The organism is Bradyrhizobium sp. 956_D2_N1_4 (assembly GCF_052076025.1).
GTDB classification, from domain to species: domain Bacteria; phylum Pseudomonadota; class Alphaproteobacteria; order Rhizobiales; family Xanthobacteraceae; genus Bradyrhizobium; species Bradyrhizobium barranii.
Genome location: NZ_CP197237.1, coordinates 5,666,368 through 5,687,655, shown reverse-complemented (window position 1 = coordinate 5,687,655; position 21,288 = coordinate 5,666,368). Strand labels below are relative to the sequence as shown.

Genomic DNA, 21,288 nt, shown 5'->3' with positions numbered 1-21,288 from the left:
CTACGCAGACCCAGATCGTAGGGTGGGCAAAGCGAAGCGTGCCCACCATCCCGTTGCTCGTGTTGAGAGACGGTGGGCACGGCGCTTACGCGCCTTTGCCCACCCTACGAAATCCGGGCCTACCGCTTGCCCACCTTCTCCCAAAGCCACTTCGCCACCGCATCCGGCGATGAATTCGCGTCGTTGCCGCTGGCGCGTAAATTGGCCTCGCGCATTGTGGCGATGTCGATCTTGCCGAGCAGCGGCCCGAGCGCGGCCCGTAGTCGCTCATCGCCGGCCCGCTTCGGCGCCAGCAGCAGGACCGCGTCGTAGGGCGGGATCGCGTGCCTGGGATCGTCGAGCACGACGAGATCGTACTTTGCAATCAGTCCGTCGCTGGTGTAGCCGGCGATCACGTCGACCTCGCCGCTGGCGACGGCCGCATACATGAAATCCGGCTGCATCTGGCGCTGGGCGCGGAACGAGAGGCCATAGGATTTTTGCAGCGCCGCCCATTCGGGGCGCGAGAAGAACTCGTAGTCGCCGGCGATGGACAGCGCCGGTGCATGCGCGGCGAGATCGGCGATGGTGCGGATGCCGAGCGCCTCGGCGCGCTTCTTCGGCATCACCAGCGCATAGGCGTTCTCGAAGCCGAGCTCGCCGAGCAGGGTGATATGGTCCTTTGCGAGCGCTGTCTTGAGCTCCGCCAACAACTCCGCGCGCGGCTTGATGTCCGTGCGGTGCAGCTGGTTGGCCCACAGCGTGCCGGAATAATCGACATAGAGATCAATGTCGCCGGCCTTGAGCGCCTCGAAGATCACGCTGGAGCCGAGACCCGACCGCGCGGTCGCGGGGAGACCGGCGGCCTGGAGGCGATCCCTCAGCAGGGCCGACAGCACATATTGCTCGGCGAACGTCTTGGCGCCGACGACATAGCTCTGCGACGAGCGTCCCATCGTCGGCACCAGCGTTGCGAGGACCAGCGCCGCGATCCCGATGCCGCCGAGCGCGGCAGGCAGGCGGCTGCGGTGGCGCAAGCCGCTCTCGATCAGGCCGAGCAGCTGATCGACGGCGAGCGCGAGCAGGGCCGAGGCAAAGCAGCCGAACAGCACGAACACCCAGTTCTGGGTCTGAAGCCCGGCAAAAATATAATTGCCGAGGCTGGTCTGCCCGATCGGCGTTGACAGGGTCGCGGTGCCGATCACCCACACCGCCGCGGTGCGGATGCCGGCCATCATCACCGGCAGCGCCAGCGGCAGCTCGACCATGATGAGCGACTGCCGCGCGGTCATGCCGACGCCTTTGGCGGCTTCGATCAGCGCGGGATCGATGCCGTTGAGGCCCGTGATGCCGTTGCGCAGCACCGGCAGCATCGAATAGAGCGCAAGCGCCAGCATCGCCGGCAGGAAGCCGAAAGCCGAGAAGGAGATTCCGAACCAGGCGAGTGTCACGGACGCGACCAGCAGCAGCAGCGGATAGAACAGCGCGAGCAGCGCCAAGCCGGGCACCGTCTGCACGATGCTTGCGAGCGCGAGCAGGATAGCGCGCGGCGCCGGGCGGTTGCGGGTCAGGATCGCCAGCGGCAGGCTGACGGCAAGGCCAAGCGCGAGCGCGGCGAGGCTGACCCGAACATGGTTGCCGAGATAGTCGGGCAGATGCGACAGCGCCTCGCCCCAGCGCGGATCGGCGAACAGGCTCATGCCGCACCGCTTTGTGGCAGCAGCGCGTTCAGCCGCTCGACCTGGCGCCGCGGCGTGCGCAGCAGCTCCAGCACATAGGCGTCGCCGCTCGTCGAGAGCTCCGCGGGCGTGCCCTGCGCCAGCAGCTCTCCGCTGCGCATCACCGCGATGCGGTCGGCGAGCAGGATCGCCTCCGTCATGTCGTGGGTGATCATGACCGTGGTCAGGCCGAGCTTGCGGTGCAGTTCGCGAAAATCCTCGCCGAGCGCATCGCGGGTGAGGGGATCGAGCGCGCCGAACGGCTCGTCCATCAGCACGATGCGGGGCCGTGCCGCGAGCGCCCGCGCCACCCCGACGCGCTGGCGCTGGCCGCCGGAGAGCGCCTCGGGCAGGCGATCGCGATGCGCGCGACGGTCGAGTTGCACGAGCTCGAGCAGCTCGTCGACCCGCGCGGTGATGTCCGCTGCCGGTGCGCCCAGCAGCCTTGGCGTGATCCCGATATTGTCGGCGACGCTCAGGTGCGGAAACAGCCCGCCGCTCTGGAAGACGTAGCCGATCCGGCGCCGCAGCGCGACCGGATCGACGGCTTGCACATCCTCGCCCTCGACCGTGATCGTGCCGGCATCGGCCTCGATCAGCCGGTTGGCGAGCCGCAGCAGCGTGGTCTTGCCGGAGCCGGAGCCGCCGACGATGGCCAGAAATTCGCCCTCGGCGATGTCGAGCGACACATCGTCGACGGCCGTGAGTGAGCCGAAGTTCTTGCTGACGCGGGAATAGCCAATCATCGGCCTGGAAGGCATTGGGCGGGGCTCACTCTCTTACCCTCCCCTGGAGGGGGGAGGGTCGCTTCGCATGTAGCGGCGCGGAGTGCGAAGCGGGGTGGGGTGACCTCTCCACGCGGGGACTGCCTCAAAGGAGAGACTGTCACCCCACCCCGTCTCACATTTCGCTGCGCTCATGCGAGCCGACCCTCCCCCTCCAGGGGAGGGTAAGAGCACGGCAGGACCCATGCGTAGCACGCTTGGCGGCTCGATTGAACTTGGCCGCGCGAGCGGCTAAGGCATCGGGCCAAGTTCGGAGGGAATACATGACGACGCCCACGGCAGTGGCGCTGGAAGACGCCAAAGTCGCGTTCCGGCTGGGGGACGACCGGGTCTATACGGCGGTGGAGAAGGCCCATCTTTCGGTCGCGCAGGGCGAGTTCGTCGCCATCGTCGGGCCGACCGGCTGCGGGAAATCGACCCTGCTCAACGTCGCGGCCGGCCTGCTCAAGCCCGCCGCCGGCAGCATCAAGATTTTCGACCGGCCGCTCGCGGGGCTGAACCGGGACGCCGGCTACCTGTTCCAGGCCGATGCGCTGTTCCCCTGGAAGACCGCGCTCGACAATGTTGCGATCGGGCTCGAGATCGCGGGCACGCCCCGCGCCGAGGCGCTGCAACGCGCGCAAAAATGGCTGACTTCCGTCGGCCTCGGCGCCTTCGCCAACCGTTATCCGCACATGCTCTCGGGCGGCCAGCGCAAGCGCGTGGCGCTGGCACAGGTGCTGATCCGCGACCCAAAGATACTCCTGATGGACGAGCCGTTCGGGCCGCTCGATGCGCAGACCCGCCAGGTGATGGGCAATCTGCTGCTCGACCTCTGGAATGCCGACCGCAAGGCCGTGCTGTTCGTGACCCATGATCTCGAAGAGGCGATCGCGCTCGCCGACCGCGTCGTGATCATGTCGGCGGGGCCGTCCTCGCGCATCATCGGCGACTGGCGCGTGAGCTTGCCGCGCCCGCGCGATATTTTCGAGGTGCGGCTGGATAAGGAGTTCCATGCGCTCCACCGCGAGATCTGGAGCGTGCTCAAGGACGAGGTGATGAAGGGCTACGCGCAATCGACCCAAGCGGCGGAGGCGATCTGATGTCGCGCGTGACGCTGCTTGCGCTGCAGGTCCTGGTCGCGGTCGTCTGCCTCGCACTGTGGCAGCTCTTTGCGACCGTGCCGGTGTTCGGAAAAATCCTGTTGCCGCCGTTCTTCTTCTCCAACCCGGTCGACGTGTTCAGCCAGATCGTCAAATGGTTCTCGTCCGGCGTGATTTGGAAGCATCTCGGCATCACGTTGACGGAATCGATTCTGGCGTTCGTGATCGGATCGCTCGGCGGCGTGCTGGTCGGCTTCTGGTTCGCGCGCCAGCCGCTGGTTGCCGCAGTGTTCGACCCTTACGTCAAGATGGTCAACGCGCTGCCCCGCGTCGTGCTTGCGCCGATCTTCGCGCTGTGGCTGGGCCTCGGCATCTGGTCCAAGGTCGCGCTCGGCGTGACGCTGGTGTTCTTCATCGTGTTCTTCAACGTCTATCAGGGCGTCAAGGAAGTCAGCCGCACCGTGCTCGACAATGGCCGCATGCTCGGCATGAGCGAGCGGCAATTGATGCAGCACGTCTATTGGCCGTCGGCGCTGTCGTGGATGTTCTCCTCGCTGCACACCTCGGTCGGCTTCGCCGTGGTCGGTGCGGTCGTCGGCGAATATCTGGGATCGGCGGCAGGGCTCGGCTATCTGATCCAGCAGGCCGAAGGCATCTTCGACGTCGCGGGCGTGTTCGCCGGCATGTTCGTGTTGTCGGCCTTCGTCATCCTGATCGACTTCGGGGTGACGCTGGTTGAGCGCAGGCTGCTGGTCTGGCGCCCGACCGTGGACGGGCGGGGGTAGTCCGCCTCGTTTGGCTGCTGACGTTTATGTGATTGACCGCCCGGAATAGAACGCGCGGCCATACGTCATACCCCCATGCAACCACCTGCATGGGAGTTCAGGATGCCCCCCTCACAGTTTCGCCGCGCCGTAGCGGCTCTTGCAAGCAGATACCGATGGCCCAGGCCCGGCCTCGGCACGGCGTTCCTTGCCGCGCCAATTCTGGTCGCGTCCGTACTCCCGCTGCTCGTGTTCGCGCATGAAGCCCATCCGGCCGCCCCACCGGCCGCGGTGAGCGCGGAGGAGCGTGCGTTTTTGGAAGAAAACGAAGCGGCGATGACCAAGATGATGAACGACATGGCGGCCAAGCCGACCGGCGACATCGATCGCGACTTCGTCGCGATGATGAACCCGCATCATCAGGGCGCGATCGACATGGCGGTGATCGAGTTGCGTTACGGCAAGAACGAGCAGCTGCGGCGCATCGCCCAGGAAATCATCGTCGACCAGATGCAGGAGATCGCGGCCATGAAGCTCGCGATCGGCGAACCGGCGACTGACACCACGCCCGCCCCGACCCAACCGCCCTCAGCTCCCAACACAATTGTTCATCATCATCCGGGCATGCAGATGGATATGTCCACGGGAATGAAGAAGTAGGAGCCGCAGATGACCACGTCACGAAGCATGATGATGAAGAGCATTTTCCTGGCGGCCACGATGCTTGCGACCGGTTCGGTCGCGTGGGCAGGGCAGGCACCGGGCGCGTTGTCCGCTCCCGATATTCCGGTGAGCCACCACGACCGCGTCTACGCCGCAGAGCAGTTCTCGAATACGGTCTCGGTCACCGATCCCGTCGACAACAAGCTGCTTGGCGTGATCCGGCTGGGCGACCCGCAACCCGGCAATTTCAGCCCGCTCTACAAGGGGCAGGTGCTCGTTCATGGCATGGGCTTCTCGCCCGATCACAAGACGCTCGCCGTGGTGTCGATCGGCTCGAATTCGGTGAGCTTCATCGACACCGCGACCAACGCGGTCAAGCATATCACTTACGTCGGACGATCGCCGCACGAGGCGTTCTTCACGCCGGACGGCAAGGAAGTGTGGGTCACCGTTCGCGGCGAGAACTACATCTCCGTCATCGATCCAATCAGCTTCAAGGAGAAGACCCGCATCACGACCCCGAACGGGCCAGGCATGCAGATTTTCTCGCCCGACGGCAAATACGGCTACATCTGCTCGTCGTTCAATCCCGAGACCGACGTCGTCGCGGTGGCCGAGCACAAGATCGTCGCCACGGTGAAGCAGGAGAGCCCGTTCTGCCCGAACATCGCGGCGACGCCGGATGGAAACCAGGTGTGGTTCACGCTGAAGGACGTCGGCCGGACACAGGTGTTCAACGCCAGGCCACCGTTCAACGCGATCAAGACGATCGATACCGGGCCGATCACCAACCACGTCAACTTCGCGCACACCGCCAAGGGCACGTTCGCCTATGTCACCATTGGCGGCCTGAACGAAGTAAAGGTGTTCCGCACCGACGATTTCTCGCAGGTCGCAACGATCCCGGTCGGCAATCTGCCGCACGGCGTCTGGCCGTCCGGCGATGGCACACGCATCTATGTGGGGCTGGAGAACGCCGACGCGCTCGCGGCCATCGACACGGCGACCAATAAAGTGGTCGGGAACGTTCCGATCGGCCAGGCGCCGCAGGCAATCGCGTATGTTCCAAATGCCGCGCCTAACCCTGATGACCGCCAGAATTTGCAGGCCCTCGGCGTCGCCGGGCAGGTCGCTCATCTCACGCTTGCGTCGAAGGACGGTGCGAAGGACGGCATGGCGCCGACCAGCGTGTCGCTGTTCGATCAGGGCCTGATTCAGATCTTGCAGGCTTCGGTGACGGGACTTCAGCCCAAGCAGAAATATGTGCTTGCCCTGGCGGAGCATGGCGACGGCAGTGGCCCGTTGCAGCCGTTGGCGGCGTTCATGACCAATCCGGCTGGATCTGCCATCGTCAACGTGGCCGGTCCGATCCGGCAGATCGTCGACCAGTCCGCCGCTGAAGCAAGGCGGTACCTGGTGATTGCGGCCGGTGACGCGGCCATGCCTGGTGAGGCGGTCCAGATCGAGGCGCGATGACGCGCCGTCCGACGTCGGCAAAGGGCAGGTGGAGCGCCTCGTGAAGGACATGCTGGTTCAGGTCGAGCCGCTTATCCCCGCGCTCCGCCGCTACGCGCGCGCGCTTTTGCGCGATCGCGTGGCTGCCGATGATCTGGTTCAGGATTGCCTGGAGCGTGCCGTCAGCCATTGGCATCAGCGGCGCGACGGCAGCGTGCGCGCCTGGCTGTTCAGCATCCTCCACAATCTGGCGGTCACGCAATTCCGCCAGGCCACGACGCGGGGCAGGCATATGCCGATCGACGATGCCGGCGAGCGTGAGCTCGTCAGTGCCGCCGCGCAGGAGCACAGGCTGATCTATCAGGATGTCCTGAAAAAGCTTGCGAGATTGCCGGAAGAGCAGCGTGCCGTGTTGTTGCTTGTTGCGGTTGAGGATCTATCCTATGCGGACGCCGCGGGAGTGCTGAAGATCCCGGTCGGGACCGTGATGTCACGCCTGTCGCGCGCGCGGGAGAGGCTATTGCAGGAGATGGAGGGCGTGGCTCCAGGGAACGTCGTGGCATTGCGGGGCGTGAAATGAACCGCCGGCCGATCACCGAGGATGATCTCCACGCCTATGTCGACCAGGCGCTCGAGCCTGAGCGGCGCGCGGAGGTCGCATCCTATCTGGACGATCATCAGGATGTCGCCGCGCGCGTTGCGGCCTTCGCCACCCAGCGGGAGGAGCTGCGCGGGGCATTTGCGTCGATCGCCGACGAGCCGTTGCCGGCCGAGCTGAATCTGTCGCACATCATCGAGAGCCGGAGGCGGTCTCCCATGCGGGCGTGGTGGGCGATCGCTGCGATGTTGCTTCTCGGCATCGGCGGTCTCGGCGGATGGACCATGCGCGGCGTCTTGCAGGAGGGCTCGAACGGACTGTCTGCGCTGGCACAGGAGGCGGCCTATTCGTATGGCGTTTACGCACCGGACCGCGTGCGGCCGGTCGAGATAAGGGCGTCCGACAGTGCCGAGCTCACGCAATGGGTCTCCAGGCGGTTGAAGCAGCCGGTCAAGGTGCCGGATCTCTCTGTATCCGGCTATCGTCTGATGGGCGGTCGCCTGGTTGCGACGTCGCACGGCCCGGCCGCGATGTTCATGTACGATGACGATCGCGGCGACCGGCTTGTCGTGCTGACGCGTCCGATGAGCAACCGCAATCTGGATACGCCGATGATGCCGCAATCGACCGGCGATGTCGCGGGCTTCGTGTGGGCGGATGGCGGCATGGGTTACACGCTCGTCGGCCAGCTTCCGGGAGACACCCTCAAGCCGATCGCGAACGAGATCCGGAAGCAGACGCGCCCGATCTAGCGCCGGGATTCACGGAACGGGCCCGCGCGTTGGCGCGAGCCCCAATATTGCGAAAGCTTAATCCAGCAGCTTGGTGTCATCGGGCGCCTGCGGCGGCGTCTTGATCGCGATGGCCTTGACCTGACCGCTGATCGGCTTGGTGCCGCCATGCGGCGTGCCCTTGGGGATGATGACGAGGTCGCCAGGTTTCACCGTCACCTCCTTGTCGCCGAGCCAGATCGTCCCGGTTCCGTCGAGGATGTACTGGATCTCGTTGGTGTTGGGATGCATGTGCTTGGGCACATTGCCGACCTGGATCGAGATGGTGGCGCCGTCGGCGCTGGCAAACATCTTGGAACGGTAGCCGACATTGTTGGCGGGCCCGAGCGCGTCGCCTTCCATCTCGCCGGTATGGATGATCTGCGCGGTGACGTTCTCCGCGGCCAGCGCCGGCCGGAGCAGTTGGTTTGCGCCGCATCCGGCGGCAAAGGCGGCGGCGATCGACAGCCCGATTGCAAGGCGATTCATGGATGATCCTCCCCATCAAGAATTGTTCTTGTCTGAGCATGTTATTGCGCCGAAAGGCCAATGGCCAGTGCCACTTAAGCGGTGCTTCTCAAGCCAGTCCCGCTGCTCTATGGTGCCGCCGGCCGAACGGAGGAAACCAATGAAGAACACGATTGCCAGGCTCGCCGGCGCGCTGCTCGCGCTCACGCTCACCACCGGTCTTGCCGCGGCGCAAAGCAAGGTCACCATCGCGATCGGCGGCGGCGCCTGCCTGTGCTATCTGCCGACGGTGCTGGCAAAGCAGCTCGGCGAATACGAGAAGGCGGGCCTCAATGTCGAGCTCGTGGACCTCAAGGGCGGCTCGGACGCGCTCAAGGCCGTGCTCGGTGGCAGCGCCGACGTCGTCTCCGGCTATTTCGACCATTGCGTCAATCTCGCCGCCAAGAAGCAGGAGCTTCAAGCCTTCGTGGTCTATGACCGTTATCCCGGCCTCGTGCTGGTGGTCTCGCCGTCGCACACGAACGAAATCAAGTCGATCAAGGATCTCGCCGGCAAGAAGGTCGGCGTCAGCGCACCGGGCTCCTCGACCGACTTCTTCCTCAAATATTTGCTCAAGAAGAACGGGCTCGATCCCGCCGGCACCGCCGTGATCGGCGTCGGCCTCGGCGCCACCGCCGTGGCCGCGATGGAGCAGGGGCAGATTGACGCCGCCGTGATGCTCGATCCCTCCGTCACCGTGCTCCAGGGCAGCCACAAGGATCTGCGCATCCTCAGCGACACCCGGACCCAGAAGGACACGCTCGAGACGTTCGGCGGCGAATATCCGGGCGGCGCGCTGTACTCGACCGTGGCCTGGATCAACGGCCACGAGAAGGAAACGCAGGCGCTCACCAACGCAATGCTGGCCACGATCGGCTGGATCCATTCGCATTCGCCGGAGGAGATCATGGCGAAGATGCCGGAGGAGATGGTCGGCAAGAACAAGGAGCTTTATCTCGCCGCGCTGAAGAACACGATCCCGATGTTCTCCGAAACCGGCAAGATGGACCCGAAGGGCGCGGACGCGGTGCTCGCGGTGTTCAGCGTCGGCTCGCCCGAGGTGGCCGCCGCCAAGATCGACGTCAGCAAGACCTTTACCAACAAGTATGTCGATCAGGCCAAGAAGACCACGGGGAATGCCAAATAACTGACGCGAAGGCATTGTAATCAGCTGTCATGACGTCATTGGTCATTCATCGCGTCACGACGCTTGATCTTGCCGTGCGGCCAATCGCCTGGCCGTTCGCCGAAGAGCGCCGCGCCGAGATTGCGGCGCATTTCGCCGAGAAGCAGCGCGAGCGGCCGAAGATGTGGAACGGCCGCGTCCTGCTCGGGCGCGATGCCGTGTTCACGGACGGCCATCTCGCCGCGACCTATTTCGAGACTGATTTCGCGAGCTTCCTTGCCTGGCGCGACTGGGGCTTTCCCGACAAGGCCGTGTTCAACGGTTTTGGCATGGGCGCGCTGCGCGCCTCCGACGGCGCCTTCATCATGGGCGAGATGGCGCAGCACACCGCCAATGCGGGCCGCATCTATTTCCCCTCGGGCACGCCCGATCTGGACGACGTCAGTGACGGCGCGCTCGACATTCCCGGCAGTGTCATCCGCGAACTCGGGGAAGAGACCGGCTTGACCGCGGCCGACTACCGGACCCAGCCGGACTGGCACTGTGTCGTCACTGGTCCGTCGATTGCAATGATTCAAATTATCAACCTGGACATGCCGGGTGACGTGGCCCGGGCCCGGATCGAGGCCAACCTCGCCCGCGAGGACGATCCGGAGTTGTCGGCCATTCATCTCGTGCGCGGGATGAGTGATCTCACGCCGACCATGCCGCGATTTGTCACGGCCTTTATCGAGCAGCAGTTCGCGTCGCGCTGAAGCGCGAGGCTTGACATCGCTGCCCCCAGCCCATGTGATGGGCCAAAAAGCAAAAGCAAGAAGACTGCAATGCACAATCGTCCAGGGAGGTTTTGATGCGCCTGCGCATGGCTGCCCGCTTGGTACGTGGGCTGTTGGTCGCGATATCAGCGACGGGCTTGATGGCTTCGGCTCAGGCTCAAGAGAAGAAGATCAAGATCGGCGTTGTTTTCGACCTGACCGGGCCTCTCGCGGGCGGTGGATCTGAGCTCGGCTATATCGGCGCAAAAATTATTCTCGACCATTTCGCCAAGACCGGCGTCGAAGGCTACAAGATCGAGGCGGTCTACGCCGACGCGCAGAGCAAGCCCGACATCGCCATCAACGAATCCGTCCGCCTGCTCGAGCAGGAGAAGGTGGACATGGTGCTCGGCTTCTTCTCCTCGGCACAATGCGTGCCGGTCGCCGCCCGCGTCGAGCAGCTCAAGAAGTTCATGTGGATGACGACCTGCATCTCGTCGGCCGTGTTCAACGACAAGGGCTACAAATACGTGTTCCGCCCGCAGGCGAGCGGCGACCAGTTCGGCATGATGACGATGGATTTCATCGCGCAGAATGCCAAGGCGAAGTTCGACAAGGAGCCGAAGGACCTGCGCGTCGCCATCATCCACGAGGATGGCGCCTATGGCGTCGACGTCTCCAGGGGCAACGAGGCCGGCGCGAAGAAGGCGGGCTTCAACGTCGTGATGAAGGAAGGCTATTCGGCGACTGCGCCCGATCTCTCCGCGCTGGTGACCAAGCTGAAGCGTGCCAAGCCAGATGTCATTTTCCACACCGGCTACAACCCTGACATCACGCTGCTGCTGCGCCAGGCCCGCGAGCAGGGGCTGAAGTTCGGCGCGCTGATGGGCCATGGTGCCGGCTACGGCGTCTACGAGAAGCTGAAAGAGGGGATGGGAGCTGACGCCACCTACATCTTCAACACCGACCCGATCTCGATCTGGCTCGCCAACCAGAAGACCATGGATCCGAAGCTCCCGCCCGTGATCAAGATGGTCGGCGAGGAGTTCGACAAGATCAGGCCCGGCGTTGCCATCCGCTCCGCGCATGTCGGCATCGGCGCGTCCAACACTTACGTGTTCATGAGTGATGTGCTGCCGCGCGCGATCAAGAAGTATGGCGGCGTCGATCCCGACGCGCTGCGCAAGGCTGCGCTCGACACCGACATCCCCGAAGGCGGCACGATGCTCGGCTTCGGCGTCAAGTTCTACGGCGAGGGCACGCCGATGGCCGGGCAGAACGAGCGCTCGTTCCCGGTCGTGATCCAGTACATCGACGACAAATCCTCTGTGGTGTGGCCCAAGAGTCAGGCGCAGCGCGAGGCCGTGCTGCCGCTGCCGAAGGGCACCACCTACAGCAACCAGTAGCGGCGGAGCAGGGCGGTGCTGGAAGTCAGCGGGCTGGTGAAGCGGTTTGGTGGCTTCACCGCCGTCAACAACGTGTCGTTTCGGGTTGATCAGGGCGAGATCCTCGGCCTGATCGGCCCCAACGGCTCGGGCAAGAGCACGATCTTCAATATGCTCTCCGGCACGCTGGCGCCGACATCCGGCTCGATCCTGTTCGGCGGCGCCGAGATCGCGGGCCTTGCGCCGCACCGGATCATCAACAGCGGCATCGGCCGCACCTTCCAGATTCCGCGGCCGTTCCGACGCCTGACAATCTTCGAGAATGTCGCGCTGGCCGGGTTCTACGGCCAGGGCCGCCACAGTCGTGCCAGGGCGGAGGAGGCGGCCGAGCGGTCACTTGCGATGGTGGGCTTGCCGACCGATCGCCATGCCAGCGTCGATGGACTCGGGGCGGCCGGCCTGAAGAAGCTCGAATTGGCGAAAGCGCTTGCCACCGCGCCAAAACTGTTGCTCGCCGACGAGAGCCTCGGCGGTCTCGACGAGACCGAGATGGACCAGGCGGCGGACATGCTGCGCAACATCCGTGACGAGCTCGGCATCACCATCATCTGGGTCGAGCACATCATGGGCGTGCTGATGCGCGTCGTCGACCGCGTGATGGTGCTCGACCATGGCGAGAAGATCTCGGAAGGGTTGCCGAGCGCGGTTGCCGGCGACCCGCGCGTCATCGAGGTCTATCTCGGCACCGATGCCGAGACCACGCAGGCCGCGGCGGCGGAAGCGCGCCGCCGCTCGGGAGGCTAGACGATGCTGGAGCTTCGTTCGGTCAGCGCGGGTTACGGCACATTCCAGGCGCTGTTCGACGTCAATCTCGACGTGAAGGCCGGCGAGGCCGTCGGCGTCATCGGTCCGAACGGCGCCGGCAAGACCACCCTGATGCGCGTCATCTCAGGCCTGATCCGTCCCACGCGCGGGTCGATCAGGATGGAGGGCGTCGATGTCGTAGCGACGCCGCCGCACAAGATCGTTAGCCTCGGGATCGCGCATGTGCCGGAGAACCGGCGGCTGTTTCCGCAGCTCACGGTCGACGACAATCTCAAGATGGGCGCCTTCATGAAGGAGGCGCGCGGCCACTATGCCGAGCGGCTGGATGTCGTGTTCGACCTGTTTCCGCGCCTGAAGGAACGCCGCCACCAGATGGCCGGCACCATGTCCGGCGGCGAGCAGCAGATGTGCGCGATCGGCCGCGCGCTGATGTCGAATCCAAAACTCCTGCTGCTCGACGAGCCGTCGGCGGGGCTGGCGCCAGTCGTGGTGCAGCAGGTGTTCGAGCTGGTGAAGCGAATCCGCGCCCGCGGCCTGACGGTGCTGATCGTCGAGCAGAACGTGCAGCAGGTGCTGAAAGTGGTTGATCGCGCTTATCTGATCGAGGCGGGCACGATCCGGGCGTCCGGCACCTCGGCCGAGATGCTGGCGAGTGACACGGTCAAGGAAGCGTATCTCGGGGTATGAGGTTCATGCAGGCATGCAAGCTTTTTTGGGCATTTTCGACATCTATCTGCTGGAGGCCGTGATCAACGGCATCCTGCTCGGCGGCGTGCTGGCACTGCTCGCGCTCGGGCTCAACTTGATCTTTGGCGTCATCGACGTGACCTGGATCTGCTACGCAGAGCTGGTGATGATCGGCATGTACGCCATGTATTTCATCGTGCAGTATTACGGCCTCAGCTACTTCATCGCAGCGCCGTTCACCATTTTGCTCGTCGCGATCCTCGGCGCTGCGCTGCACTACCTCGTGATCGCGCCGCTGCTCACCGCGCCGCCGATCAACCAGCTGCTTGCGACAGGCGGGGTGCTGTTCGTGCTCCAGAGCTTCGCCACCGTCGCCTTCGGCATCGACTTCCGCAATCTCGGCATCCGCCTGCCGGTGCTCGCCTTCGGCGACATGAATTTCAGCTACGCGCGGCTGCTATCCTTTCTGGCCGCGCTGGTCGGCATGGTCGCAGTGTACCTGTTCATGACCCGCACCTTCACCGGCACCGCGATCCGCGCCATCTCCCAGGATCGGCAGATCATGGCGCTGATGGGCGTCGACACGAAGAGAATGTATCTCATCACCTCCGCGCTCGGCGGCGCGCTGGCTGGGCTCGCCGCTTGCCTGCTGGTGCTGCAATATGACGTGCATCCCTTCGTCGGCCTCTCCTTCGGACCGATCACCTTCCTGATCTGCGTGCTCGGGGGGCTCGGCAATTTCATCGGCGGCTTCATCGCCGCCTTTGTGTTCGCCGAGATCATATCGCTCGGCGGCCTGTTCTCCGACCTCGAATGGGGCTACGTGCTCGCCTTCGCCTTCTTCATCGTCATGATGTTCATCCGGCCCGCGGGCCTGCTTGCGAGGCGCCGATGATGGGGCAGGGGCGGCTTGCGGCATGGGCGGTGGGGCTGGCGGCGCTGGTCGCGCTGCCCTTCGTCTATCGCGATCCCTATCATCTGCACATCCTGGTGCTGATCCTGATCTGGTCGTTCGCCTACACGTCCTGGTCGATGATGGGACGGTTCGGTCTGGTCTCGCTCGGCCATGGCGGCTTCATGGGGATCGGCGCCTATGTCACCGCGCTGCTGTGGAATCATCTGGGCTGGTCGCCCTGGATCGGCATTCCAATCAGCATGGTTGCGGCGGGTGCGCTGGCGCTGATCGTCGGTTACCCCTGCTTCCGCTTCCGCATCACCGGACATTATTTCGTGCTGGTGACGCTGGCGCTGTCAGGCATCGTGCTCCAGGTCATCACGGCCACGCGCGACTATACCGGCGGCTCGCTCGGCTATACGCCAAATCGCGCCTCGGGCAACAAGCTGCTGGCGCTGCAATTCGACGACAAGACGACCTGGTATCTGATCGCGCTCGGGGTCTGGCTTTTCGGCATCGTGGTCTGGCACTGGGTCGACCGCAGCATGGCCCGCTACGCGCTCGAGGCGATCTCGGAGGACGAGGATGCCGCGGCCGCCGCCGGCGTCGATGTCACCGCGGAGAAGCTGAAAATCACGCTGCTCAGTGCGGTGATGACGGCGCTCGCCGGCGCAATCTACTGCCAGTACCAGATGTTCATCACCCCCGACACCGTCAGCGGCATCGCGGTGTCGCTCCAGATGGTGTTCGCGGCCATTGTCGGCGGCCTGTTCGTCTCGCTCGGCCCGACCTTTGGCGCTGTCATCACCATTCTGCTGGCGGAAACCCTGCGTATCGGCTTCGGCACCAAGGCGGTCGGCTGGGACAACCTCGTCTATGGCGTGCTGCTGGTCCTTTTCATCATATTCCTTCCCAAGGGCATCCTTGGTAGCCTGCTCGACCGATTGAAGCCGCAACGCAAGGTGCCCCGCGCTCATGAGCAAGAAGCCGTCCAAATCGCTCGCCCAGGAACTTGACAGCTACATCACGCCGTTCCGTTACGACGGATCGGGCAAGTTTCACCTCAAGGATTACAAGACCAACGAGAAGGGCGATCTCGACAAGGAGAAGGCGCAGGAGATTCTCGACGCCAACAAGAAGCGGATGATCGAGTTTCAGGAGAAGCTCTACGCGCAGGACCGCTGGTCGGTGCTGATCGTGCTCCAGGCCATGGACGCCGCCGGCAAGGATTCTGCGATCAAGGCGATCTTCGAGGGCATCAACCCGCAGGGCTGCGAGGTCCATGCTTTCAAGGCGCCGAGCACCAAGGAGCTCGATCACGATTTCCTCTGGCGCCACGCGATCGCGCTGCCCGAGCGCGGCCATATCGGCATCTTCAACCGCTCCCACTACGAGGAGTGCCTGGTCACGCGGGTGCATCCGGAGATTCTTGCCAAGCAGAAGCTGCCGCAAAGGCTCGTGACCAAGAACATCTGGAAGGAGCGGTTCGAGGACATCTCCGCCTTCGAGCGCCACCTCAGCCGCAACGGCACGGTGGTTCTGAAATTCTTCCTCAATCTATCCAAGGAGGAGCAGCGCGAGCGCTTCCTTGAGCGGCTCGAGGAACCGGCCAAGCAGTGGAAGTTCTCGATGGACGACATCAAGGAGCGCGCGCTGTGGCCGCGCTACCAGGCGGTCTATCAGGACATCGTCCGGCATACGGCAACGTCGCACGCGCCCTGGTATGTCGTGCCGGCCGACCACAAATGGTTCGCGCGCGTCGTGATCGGCTCGGCGATCGTCGCGGCGCTCGAAAAGCTGGACCTGCGTTTCCCCCGCGCCGACAAGGCCTCGCTTGGCGAATTCGACGAGGTGCGCAAGGCGCTGGAGCGCGAGGGGAAGGGAGGCAGGAAGCCCGCAAAGTGACCGCCCGTGAGACCAGCAACCAGAAGAACGTCAACTTCGCGCTTCAGGGCGGCGGCGCGCACGGCGCCTTCGTCTGGGGCGTGCTGGACCACGTGCTCGAGGACGGCAGGCTCGCCATCGAGGCGATCAGCGCTACAAGCGCGGGCGCGATGAATGCGGTGGTGCTGGCCTCAGGCATGGCCATCGGCGGAGCCGAGGGGGCGCGGCAGAACCTGCATGCGTTCTGGTACGAGGTCTCGCGGATGGATCAGGTCTATGACCTGTTCTCGCCACTCAACCAGTTGATCCAGGCCCTCAAGCTGCCGCCGGAATATCACCCTGTCCATGCTTTCATCCACACGCTGACGCACACGGTGCCGCCGAACCTGCTCAACCCCCTCCACTTCAATCCGCTCCGGTCGTTGCTGCTACGCGTGGTCGATTTCGATCGGCTCAATTCATCGCCGGACGCACCGCAGCTATTTCTCAACGCCACGAATGTCCGTACCGGCAAGATCAAGGTGTTCCAGACGCCGCTGCTCAGCGCGGAGACCGTGCTCGCCTCGGCCTGTCTGCCGCCATATTTCCAGGCGGTCGAGATCGACGGCGAGCATTATTGGGATGGCGGCTATCTCGGAAATCCCGCGATCTTTCCGCTGATCTATCGAAAAGGTAGCCAAGACGTCATCATCGTGCAGGTGACCGCGATCCGGCGTGACGAACTGCCGGCGAGCGCCGCCGACGTTCTCCATCGCATCAACGAGATCAGCTTCAATTCGTCACTGATGCGTGAGATGCGCGCGATTGCCTTCGCGACCCGGCTGATCGATAATGGCGAGCTCGATCGCAACACGCACAGCCGCATGTTCATGCACTGGATTGGAAACGACCAATTGATGTCGCAGCTCGGAACGGCCACGCAGTTCCATCCCGAATGGAGCCTCTTGTGCCGCCTGCGTGACGAGGGGCGCGAGGCCGCGCGAATCTGGCTGACGCAAAACTTTGACTGGATCGGCAGCGCGTCGACGGTTGATTTGACTGAAATGTTTCTCTGATTTCGAGGTTGTCGTGTACAAGCCTGCTGTCGTCGTTTCCCTGTTCGCCGCGCTCTTGATCGCCGGTTCCGCGCGCGCCCAGACCTATGGGGGCGATGCGCCGGTCTGCCTGCACGTCTTCGGCGAGTTGGAGGGCGAGCGGATGGACTGCATTTTCTCCTCGTTCGCCCAGTGCCAGGCAAGCGCGCAGGGGCGTCCGGCGACATGTCTGACGAATCCGTATTTCGCGCAGGCGCCGTCGGCGAGGACAGGGCGGCGCGTTCGCTAGCGGCGATCCCTAGGGTGGGCAAAGCAAAGCGTGCCCACCAATCTTCATCCGGCGAGAGGTGGTGAGCACGGCGCAAGAGCGCCTTTGCCCACCCTACGATCTCAGCGCGAGCGAAGCTCGTCGCGTCTGAGCAAGCCGACCCTCAATACCCGCGGCCCCACCAGTAGCAGAAGCGCTCGATATTGGCGGGAAGGGCGGTCTCGTAATTCGCCCATTTCTCGTATTTCGGCAGCTTCACTTCCTTCATCGCGGTGTCGAAGCATTTGCCGGCATCGGCGGCCTTCTTCACCTCTGCGGACAGATCTTCCATGTAGGCGATGTCGTCCTCGACGTCCTTCTTGGTGCCGAAGCGCCCGCCGGCATAGGGATGGCCGGGGATCATCCGCTCCCAGTCGAGCGAGGCCAGCTTCTTCAGCGAGGCGATATACTCGATCGGCGAGGCGTTGTCGGGAATGTTGCGGAACTGCACGGACTCGATCGGCGCGAAGTCGACGACGAAGACGATCTTCTCCTTCGGCAGCCGCATCACCAGCGAATTGTCGGAATGGTTGCGGCCGACATAGTTCAGCTCGAGCGTGGTGCCGCCGAGCGTGATGCTCTTCTTGTCGCCGATCACCTGGTCCGGCATCACGACATCGGCGAGCAGCGAATTCTGCTTCTTCAGCTCGAGCAGGCGCTCCTTGGTCCGCCGGTGCGCAATGAAGGTGGCACCGAGGTCCTTGAAGGGCTGGCCGCCGGCGATGTGATCGTAATGGTGGTGGCTGTAGATGACGTATTTGATCGGCTTGTCGGTGACGGCCTTGATGGCGTCGATATAGGGCTTTGCCGGACGCAAATACGAGATCGGGTCGGTCGCGATCACGCCCTGCGGCGTCACGATGAACATCGACTGATGACCGCCATAGCGGAAGACGTAGACGTTCTCGGTGCCGTCGACCTTCTTGGTCGAGGTCTGCGGCGGGGTCTGCGCGAAGGCTGATCCAGTCAGGAGGGCCGCGACAGCGGCGATGCAAAGTAATGCTTTCATGTCTTGCTTTCTGGAAATGGATGGAATGCGGAAGGCGAATGGACTCTCTGACACAAACGCGGCGGGAGGGAATTTATTCCCTGATCCACTGCGATCAATCTATCGCGGTGGAGGGAACACGTCCTCAAATGTGATACCGGCACCATTGATCCTGCTTGACAGTTTTATGTCACGGGAGGAGCATGCTGTTGGTCGCAAACAAGCGACGCGTCGTCCATCTCAGAGCAAGGGGAGGTCTATGACTCCACCTCCGCAGATCCAGCCGCGTTAAGTGCGATGGAGCTCGTTCGGACTATCGCATAGCGGCAGAAACCGCGAACGGCACGCCGGGTAAAGGTTTAGCGGGCTGCATCAGTGAGGCAAAGCCCCTACCTACCCGGCGCTGTATTTTGCATCACACCGATCGTGTCGGATGGCCGTGATGCGGCCGCCATGACAGGCGCTTTGACATCCCGCTTTCTCCTCCTCCTCGCCGTCATTCCGGGCCGACTCCCGGAATGACGGGAGGGTTTTGTCGTGCGCATCGCACTCGGCTGATGTTCGGCCGCGCGGAGCCGACGGTTCCCGTTCCTGCATTGCGGCAAATGCCAAGAGAATGTCGCCTCGTTGGCCAACTTCCGACACAGCGCCGGGGCGAATAGCGTCGATACGACATGACGCAGTGCTTCGGCGGCGACAGTCCCGACTCCGCCGGCGCATGCGCTTTTCCAGGGAATCCTCGTGTCGCACAAGCTTGCCCCGGCGTTCCTCGCCGCTCTCTTCATCGCGATCTCATCTCTTTCCACCGTTCGCGCCGAGCCGCCGGCCGCCAACAGGGCTGCCGCACTGTCGCCGGAGGAAGCCAAGCGGGCGCTGGAGACGCTCCAGGACGACAAAAAACGTGCGCAGATGATCGATACGCTGCGCGTGATCGCGAATGTGCCCGGTCAGCAGCAGCCGGTGCCCGCCGCGCCCGAGCAGAAATCGCCGATCCCGCTCTCGGCCGACGGCCTTGGCGCACAGCTCCTGCTCACGGTGTCGGAAGAGATCGGCGAGATCTCGCGCGAGATCGCCGACGTGGCGCGGACGCTGACGCATTTCCCCGCCTTCTATTACTGGATCGTACGGACCGCCAACGATCCCGTCGCCTACAACCTCCTGATCGAGATCGCGTGGAAGCTCGCGCTGGTGCTCGGCTGCGCCATTGCGGCGGAGTGGGTGATCTTCCGCGCGATCCGCCGACCGGTCGCATTCCTGGAAGGACGCGTTCCGCAAACCGCGCGTCTGCCGGCGCAGGTGCTGCCCATCGCCGATCCGCCGTCATCGGTCGCCGATGTCACGCCCGCGCCCGAACTGCACAAGCGCCGCCACAGTCTCGCACGTGTCTGGCAATTGCTGCTGCGGCTACCCTTCGTGCTCGGACGTCTCCTGCTCGAGCTGCTCCCCGTGTTCGTTTTCATCGGCGTCGCAACCGCACTGCTCGGCACGGAGATCGGCGATCCCGCAACCGTCCGCCTCGTGATCCTCGCCGTCGTCAATGCCTATGCGTTCTCGCGCGGGCTCATCTGCGTCGTCCGCGCGCTGGCGGGGCCGTTTGGCCTGGTTCCGGTTCGGGCAGAAACCGCGGCCTATATCGAGATCTGGGCGCGGCGCATCGTCGGCGTCGGCGTCTCCGGCATCGCCTTCGCCAATGTGGCGCTGCTGCTCGGCCTGCATCGTGCCGGCTATGCCGCGCTGCTGCGCATGGTGTTGCTGGTCGTGCATCTCTTCGTCGTCGTCATCATCCTGCAATGCCGCCGCCAGGTCGCCGAAGCCATCCGCGCGCCGGCGGAGCGGCAGGGGATCGCGGCGCGCCTGCGCAACCGCATTGCCGGCGGCTGGCACTATCTCGCCATCGCGCTCGACCTCGCGCTGTGGGCGGTGTGGGCGCTCAACATCCGCAATGGCTATTCGCTGCTGCTGCAATATTTCGTCGGCACCGTCGTGGTCGCGCTGATCACGCGCGTCGCCATCATGGTGACGCTGAGCCTGATCGACCGCGGCTTCCGCATCAAGCCGGAGATCCTCCAGCGCTTTCCTGGCCTCGAGATCCGCGCCAACCGCTATCTGCCGCTACTGCGCAAGATCGTATCCAGCGTGATCGCGTTCATCGGTTTCGTGGCCGTGCTTGAAGTCTGGGGCGTCGACGCCATCGTCTGGTTCTATGGAGGCCAGATCGGCGGCCGGCTGATTTCGGCGGTGGCGACCATCGGCATCGCCGTGCTCATTGCTGCCGCCATCTGGGAAGCCAGCAACGCGCTGCTGGACCGCCAGATCAATACGCTGTCACGCGACGGGCACTACGCCCGCGCGGCGCGCCTGCGCACCTTCCAGCCGATGCTGCGAACGGCGCTGCTCTGCCTGATCGCCACCGTCGTCGGCCTTACCGCTCTGAGCGAGATCGGCGTCAATGTCGCGCCGCTGCTGGCCGGCGCCGGCATCGTTGGCATCGCCATCGGCTTCGGCTCGCAGAAGCTGGTGCAGGATCTCATCACCGGCCTGTTCCTGCTGCTGGAGAACACGGTCCAGGTCGGCGATAACGTCAGCGTCTCGGGGCTGTCCGGCGTGGTCGAGAACGTCTCGATCCGCACCATTCGTCTGCGCGCAGGCGACGGCGCGGTGCACATCGTGCCGTTCAGCGCGGTCACGACCATCACCAATGCCAGTCGCGGCGCCGGCAATGCATCCGTCAGCGTCAATGTCGCCTACAAGGAAGACACCGACCGCGCCGGCCAGATCCTCAAGGACATCGTCGAGGAGATGCGCCGCGAGCCGGAGTTTCGCGCGGCAATTCGCGGCGACCTCGAGCTGTGGGGCATCGACAAGGTCGATGGTGCCATGGTGTCGATCGTCGGCCAGATCCGCTGCACGGAGGCCGGCCGCTGGCCGGTGCAGCGCGAATTCAACCGCCGCATGAAGCTGCGCTTCCAGCAGAACGGCATCGAGGTCGCATCCCCGGTCCAGACCATCCTGATGCAGATCGCGCCGCCGGCTGATGGCGCCGCCAATCTGGCCCCGCGGCGGGCGGCTGGTTAGCGCTCG

The 21,288-nt window shown here is 64.2% G+C and carries 21 protein-coding genes; 17 read left to right on the top strand and 4 right to left on the bottom strand.

Annotation, left to right across the window (positions count from 1 at the left end):
• Positions 1–119 precede the first annotated feature (119 nt).
• Both AB7535_RS26930 and AB7535_RS26925 read right to left on the bottom strand, forming a co-directional pair.
• Positions 120–1,679 carry a glycine betaine ABC transporter substrate-binding protein gene (locus AB7535_RS26930; RefSeq protein ID WP_085399719.1) on the bottom strand — a complete coding sequence of 520 codons (1,560 nt, stop codon included), beginning with the start codon at positions 1,677–1,679 and terminating at the stop codon, positions 120–122.
• Entirely contained in the window at positions 1,676–2,458 is a 783-nt protein-coding gene (locus tag AB7535_RS26925) for an ATP-binding cassette domain-containing protein (RefSeq protein ID WP_085399718.1), read from the bottom strand. Before AB7535_RS26925 ends, AB7535_RS26930 begins: the two co-directional genes overlap by 4 nt.
• Positions 2,459–2,745: 287 nt before the next feature.
• Between AB7535_RS26925 and AB7535_RS26920 the strand changes: the two genes are divergently transcribed.
• The 6 genes from AB7535_RS26920 (at position 2,746) to AB7535_RS26895 (ending at position 7,796) form a co-directional block, all read left to right on the top strand.
• A complete protein-coding gene (locus AB7535_RS26920; RefSeq protein WP_014493075.1) occupies positions 2,746–3,564 on the top strand; it encodes an ABC transporter ATP-binding protein in 819 nt (272 codons plus the stop codon).
• Complete coding sequence (locus AB7535_RS26915) at positions 3,564–4,349, top strand: ABC transporter permease (RefSeq protein ID WP_063981635.1); 786 nt, start codon at positions 3,564–3,566, stop codon at positions 4,347–4,349. The genes AB7535_RS26920 and AB7535_RS26915 overlap by 1 nt, the downstream gene beginning before the upstream one ends.
• Positions 4,350–4,451: 102 nt before the next feature.
• On the top strand, positions 4,452–4,988 hold the full coding sequence (locus AB7535_RS26910; RefSeq protein ID WP_354112525.1) for a DUF305 domain-containing protein: 537 nt from the start codon (positions 4,452–4,454) through the stop codon (positions 4,986–4,988).
• A 9-nt stretch (positions 4,989–4,997) separates the two neighbouring features.
• Positions 4,998–6,467: a YncE family protein gene (locus tag AB7535_RS26905; RefSeq protein ID WP_354112526.1), complete on the top strand. Its 1,470-nt coding sequence runs from the start codon at positions 4,998–5,000 to the stop codon at positions 6,465–6,467.
• 49 nt (positions 6,468–6,516) lie between these two features.
• Complete coding sequence (locus tag AB7535_RS26900) at positions 6,517–7,026, top strand: sigma-70 family RNA polymerase sigma factor (protein ID WP_354112649.1); 510 nt, start codon at positions 6,517–6,519, stop codon at positions 7,024–7,026.
• A complete protein-coding gene (locus AB7535_RS26895) occupies positions 7,023–7,796 on the top strand; it encodes an anti-sigma factor family protein (protein WP_354112527.1) in 774 nt (257 codons plus the stop codon). The genes AB7535_RS26900 and AB7535_RS26895 overlap by 4 nt, the downstream gene beginning before the upstream one ends.
• A 57-nt stretch (positions 7,797–7,853) precedes the next feature.
• On the opposite strand, the gene AB7535_RS26890 is transcribed toward AB7535_RS26895, so the two are convergent.
• Complete coding sequence (locus AB7535_RS26890; protein WP_015684397.1) at positions 7,854–8,303, bottom strand: cupin domain-containing protein; 450 nt, start codon at positions 8,301–8,303, stop codon at positions 7,854–7,856.
• Positions 8,304–8,442: 139 nt separating this feature from the next.
• Here AB7535_RS26890 and AB7535_RS26885 point away from each other — a divergent pair, with 139 nt between their 5' ends.
• The 10 genes from AB7535_RS26885 to AB7535_RS26840 all read left to right on the top strand — a co-directional run bounded on the left by AB7535_RS26885 (position 8,443) and on the right by AB7535_RS26840 (position 17,201).
• Positions 8,443–9,468 carry an ABC transporter substrate-binding protein gene (locus AB7535_RS26885; RefSeq protein ID WP_354112528.1) on the top strand — a complete coding sequence of 342 codons (1,026 nt, stop codon included), beginning with the start codon at positions 8,443–8,445 and terminating at the stop codon, positions 9,466–9,468.
• A 29-nt stretch (positions 9,469–9,497) separates the two neighbouring features.
• Complete coding sequence (locus tag AB7535_RS26880; protein ID WP_135214124.1) at positions 9,498–10,202, top strand: NUDIX hydrolase; 705 nt, start codon at positions 9,498–9,500, stop codon at positions 10,200–10,202.
• 95 nt (positions 10,203–10,297) lie between these two features.
• The gene (locus tag AB7535_RS26875) at positions 10,298–11,608 is read left to right on the top strand and encodes an ABC transporter substrate-binding protein (protein ID WP_282520626.1); all 1,311 of its coding nucleotides are present in this window, start codon (positions 10,298–10,300) and stop codon (positions 11,606–11,608) included.
• 15 nt (positions 11,609–11,623) lie between these two features.
• Complete coding sequence (locus AB7535_RS26870; RefSeq protein WP_028150401.1) at positions 11,624–12,391, top strand: ABC transporter ATP-binding protein; 768 nt, start codon at positions 11,624–11,626, stop codon at positions 12,389–12,391.
• Between the two features lie 3 nt (positions 12,392–12,394).
• On the top strand, positions 12,395–13,099 hold the full coding sequence (locus AB7535_RS26865; RefSeq protein ID WP_028150400.1) for an ABC transporter ATP-binding protein: 705 nt from the start codon (positions 12,395–12,397) through the stop codon (positions 13,097–13,099).
• 13 nt (positions 13,100–13,112) lie between these two features.
• Positions 13,113–13,994, top strand: coding sequence for a branched-chain amino acid ABC transporter permease (locus AB7535_RS26860; protein WP_063981643.1), 882 nt, complete (start codon positions 13,113–13,115; stop codon positions 13,992–13,994).
• Positions 13,991–15,010 (top strand): branched-chain amino acid ABC transporter permease, encoded by a 1,020-nt coding sequence (locus AB7535_RS26855; protein ID WP_135214126.1) that lies wholly within the window; start codon positions 13,991–13,993, stop codon positions 15,008–15,010. The genes AB7535_RS26860 and AB7535_RS26855 overlap by 4 nt, the downstream gene beginning before the upstream one ends.
• Positions 14,970–15,899, top strand: a complete 930-nt coding sequence (locus tag AB7535_RS26850; RefSeq protein WP_354112529.1) for a polyphosphate kinase 2 family protein — start codon at positions 14,970–14,972, stop codon at positions 15,897–15,899. The genes AB7535_RS26855 and AB7535_RS26850 overlap by 41 nt, the downstream gene beginning before the upstream one ends.
• Positions 15,896–16,933, top strand: coding sequence for a patatin-like phospholipase family protein (locus AB7535_RS26845; protein ID WP_208088109.1), 1,038 nt, complete (start codon positions 15,896–15,898; stop codon positions 16,931–16,933). Before AB7535_RS26850 ends, AB7535_RS26845 begins: the two co-directional genes overlap by 4 nt.
• Before the next feature lie 13 nt (positions 16,934–16,946).
• A complete protein-coding gene (locus AB7535_RS26840) occupies positions 16,947–17,201 on the top strand; it encodes a DUF3551 domain-containing protein (RefSeq protein WP_071910559.1) in 255 nt (84 codons plus the stop codon).
• A gap of 142 nt (positions 17,202–17,343) precedes the next feature.
• Here the strand turns inward: AB7535_RS26840 and AB7535_RS26835 are convergent, their stop codons facing one another.
• Positions 17,344–18,228 (bottom strand): MBL fold metallo-hydrolase, encoded by an 885-nt coding sequence (locus tag AB7535_RS26835; RefSeq protein WP_354112530.1) that lies wholly within the window; start codon positions 18,226–18,228, stop codon positions 17,344–17,346.
• A 720-nt stretch (positions 18,229–18,948) separates the two neighbouring features.
• On the opposite strand from AB7535_RS26835, the gene AB7535_RS26830 reads away from it, so the two are divergent.
• Positions 18,949–21,282, top strand: a complete 2,334-nt coding sequence (locus AB7535_RS26830; protein WP_166101560.1) for a mechanosensitive ion channel domain-containing protein — start codon at positions 18,949–18,951, stop codon at positions 21,280–21,282.
• Positions 21,283–21,288 lie beyond the last annotated feature (6 nt).

Excerpts from the sequence above, each read along its gene's own strand:
- AB7535_RS26930 (WP_085399719.1), bottom strand. The coding sequence starts at position 1,679 with ATGAGCCTGTTCGCCGATCCGCGCTGGGGCGAGGCGCTGTCGCATCTG.
- AB7535_RS26925 (WP_085399718.1), bottom strand. The coding sequence starts at position 2,458 with ATGCCTTCCAGGCCGATGATTGGCTATTCCCGCGTCAGCAAGAACTTC.
- AB7535_RS26920 (WP_014493075.1), top strand. The coding sequence starts at position 2,746 with ATGACGACGCCCACGGCAGTGGCGCTGGAAGACGCCAAAGTCGCGTTC.
- AB7535_RS26915 (WP_063981635.1), top strand. The coding sequence starts at position 3,564 with ATGTCGCGCGTGACGCTGCTTGCGCTGCAGGTCCTGGTCGCGGTCGTC.
- AB7535_RS26910 (WP_354112525.1), top strand. The coding sequence starts at position 4,452 with ATGCCCCCCTCACAGTTTCGCCGCGCCGTAGCGGCTCTTGCAAGCAGA.
- AB7535_RS26905 (WP_354112526.1), top strand. The coding sequence starts at position 4,998 with ATGACCACGTCACGAAGCATGATGATGAAGAGCATTTTCCTGGCGGCC.
- AB7535_RS26900 (WP_354112649.1), top strand. The coding sequence starts at position 6,517 with ATGCTGGTTCAGGTCGAGCCGCTTATCCCCGCGCTCCGCCGCTACGCG.
- AB7535_RS26895 (WP_354112527.1), top strand. The coding sequence starts at position 7,023 with ATGAACCGCCGGCCGATCACCGAGGATGATCTCCACGCCTATGTCGAC.
- AB7535_RS26890 (WP_015684397.1), bottom strand. The coding sequence starts at position 8,303 with ATGAATCGCCTTGCAATCGGGCTGTCGATCGCCGCCGCCTTTGCCGCC.
- AB7535_RS26885 (WP_354112528.1), top strand. The coding sequence starts at position 8,443 with ATGAAGAACACGATTGCCAGGCTCGCCGGCGCGCTGCTCGCGCTCACG.
- AB7535_RS26880 (WP_135214124.1), top strand. The coding sequence starts at position 9,498 with ATGACGTCATTGGTCATTCATCGCGTCACGACGCTTGATCTTGCCGTG.
- AB7535_RS26875 (WP_282520626.1), top strand. The coding sequence starts at position 10,298 with ATGCGCCTGCGCATGGCTGCCCGCTTGGTACGTGGGCTGTTGGTCGCG.
- AB7535_RS26865 (WP_028150400.1), top strand. The coding sequence starts at position 12,395 with ATGCTGGAGCTTCGTTCGGTCAGCGCGGGTTACGGCACATTCCAGGCG.
- AB7535_RS26860 (WP_063981643.1), top strand. The coding sequence starts at position 13,113 with ATGCAAGCTTTTTTGGGCATTTTCGACATCTATCTGCTGGAGGCCGTG.
- AB7535_RS26855 (WP_135214126.1), top strand. The coding sequence starts at position 13,991 with ATGATGGGGCAGGGGCGGCTTGCGGCATGGGCGGTGGGGCTGGCGGCG.
- AB7535_RS26850 (WP_354112529.1), top strand. The coding sequence starts at position 14,970 with ATGAGCAAGAAGCCGTCCAAATCGCTCGCCCAGGAACTTGACAGCTAC.
- AB7535_RS26835 (WP_354112530.1), bottom strand. The coding sequence starts at position 18,228 with ATGAAAGCATTACTTTGCATCGCCGCTGTCGCGGCCCTCCTGACTGGA.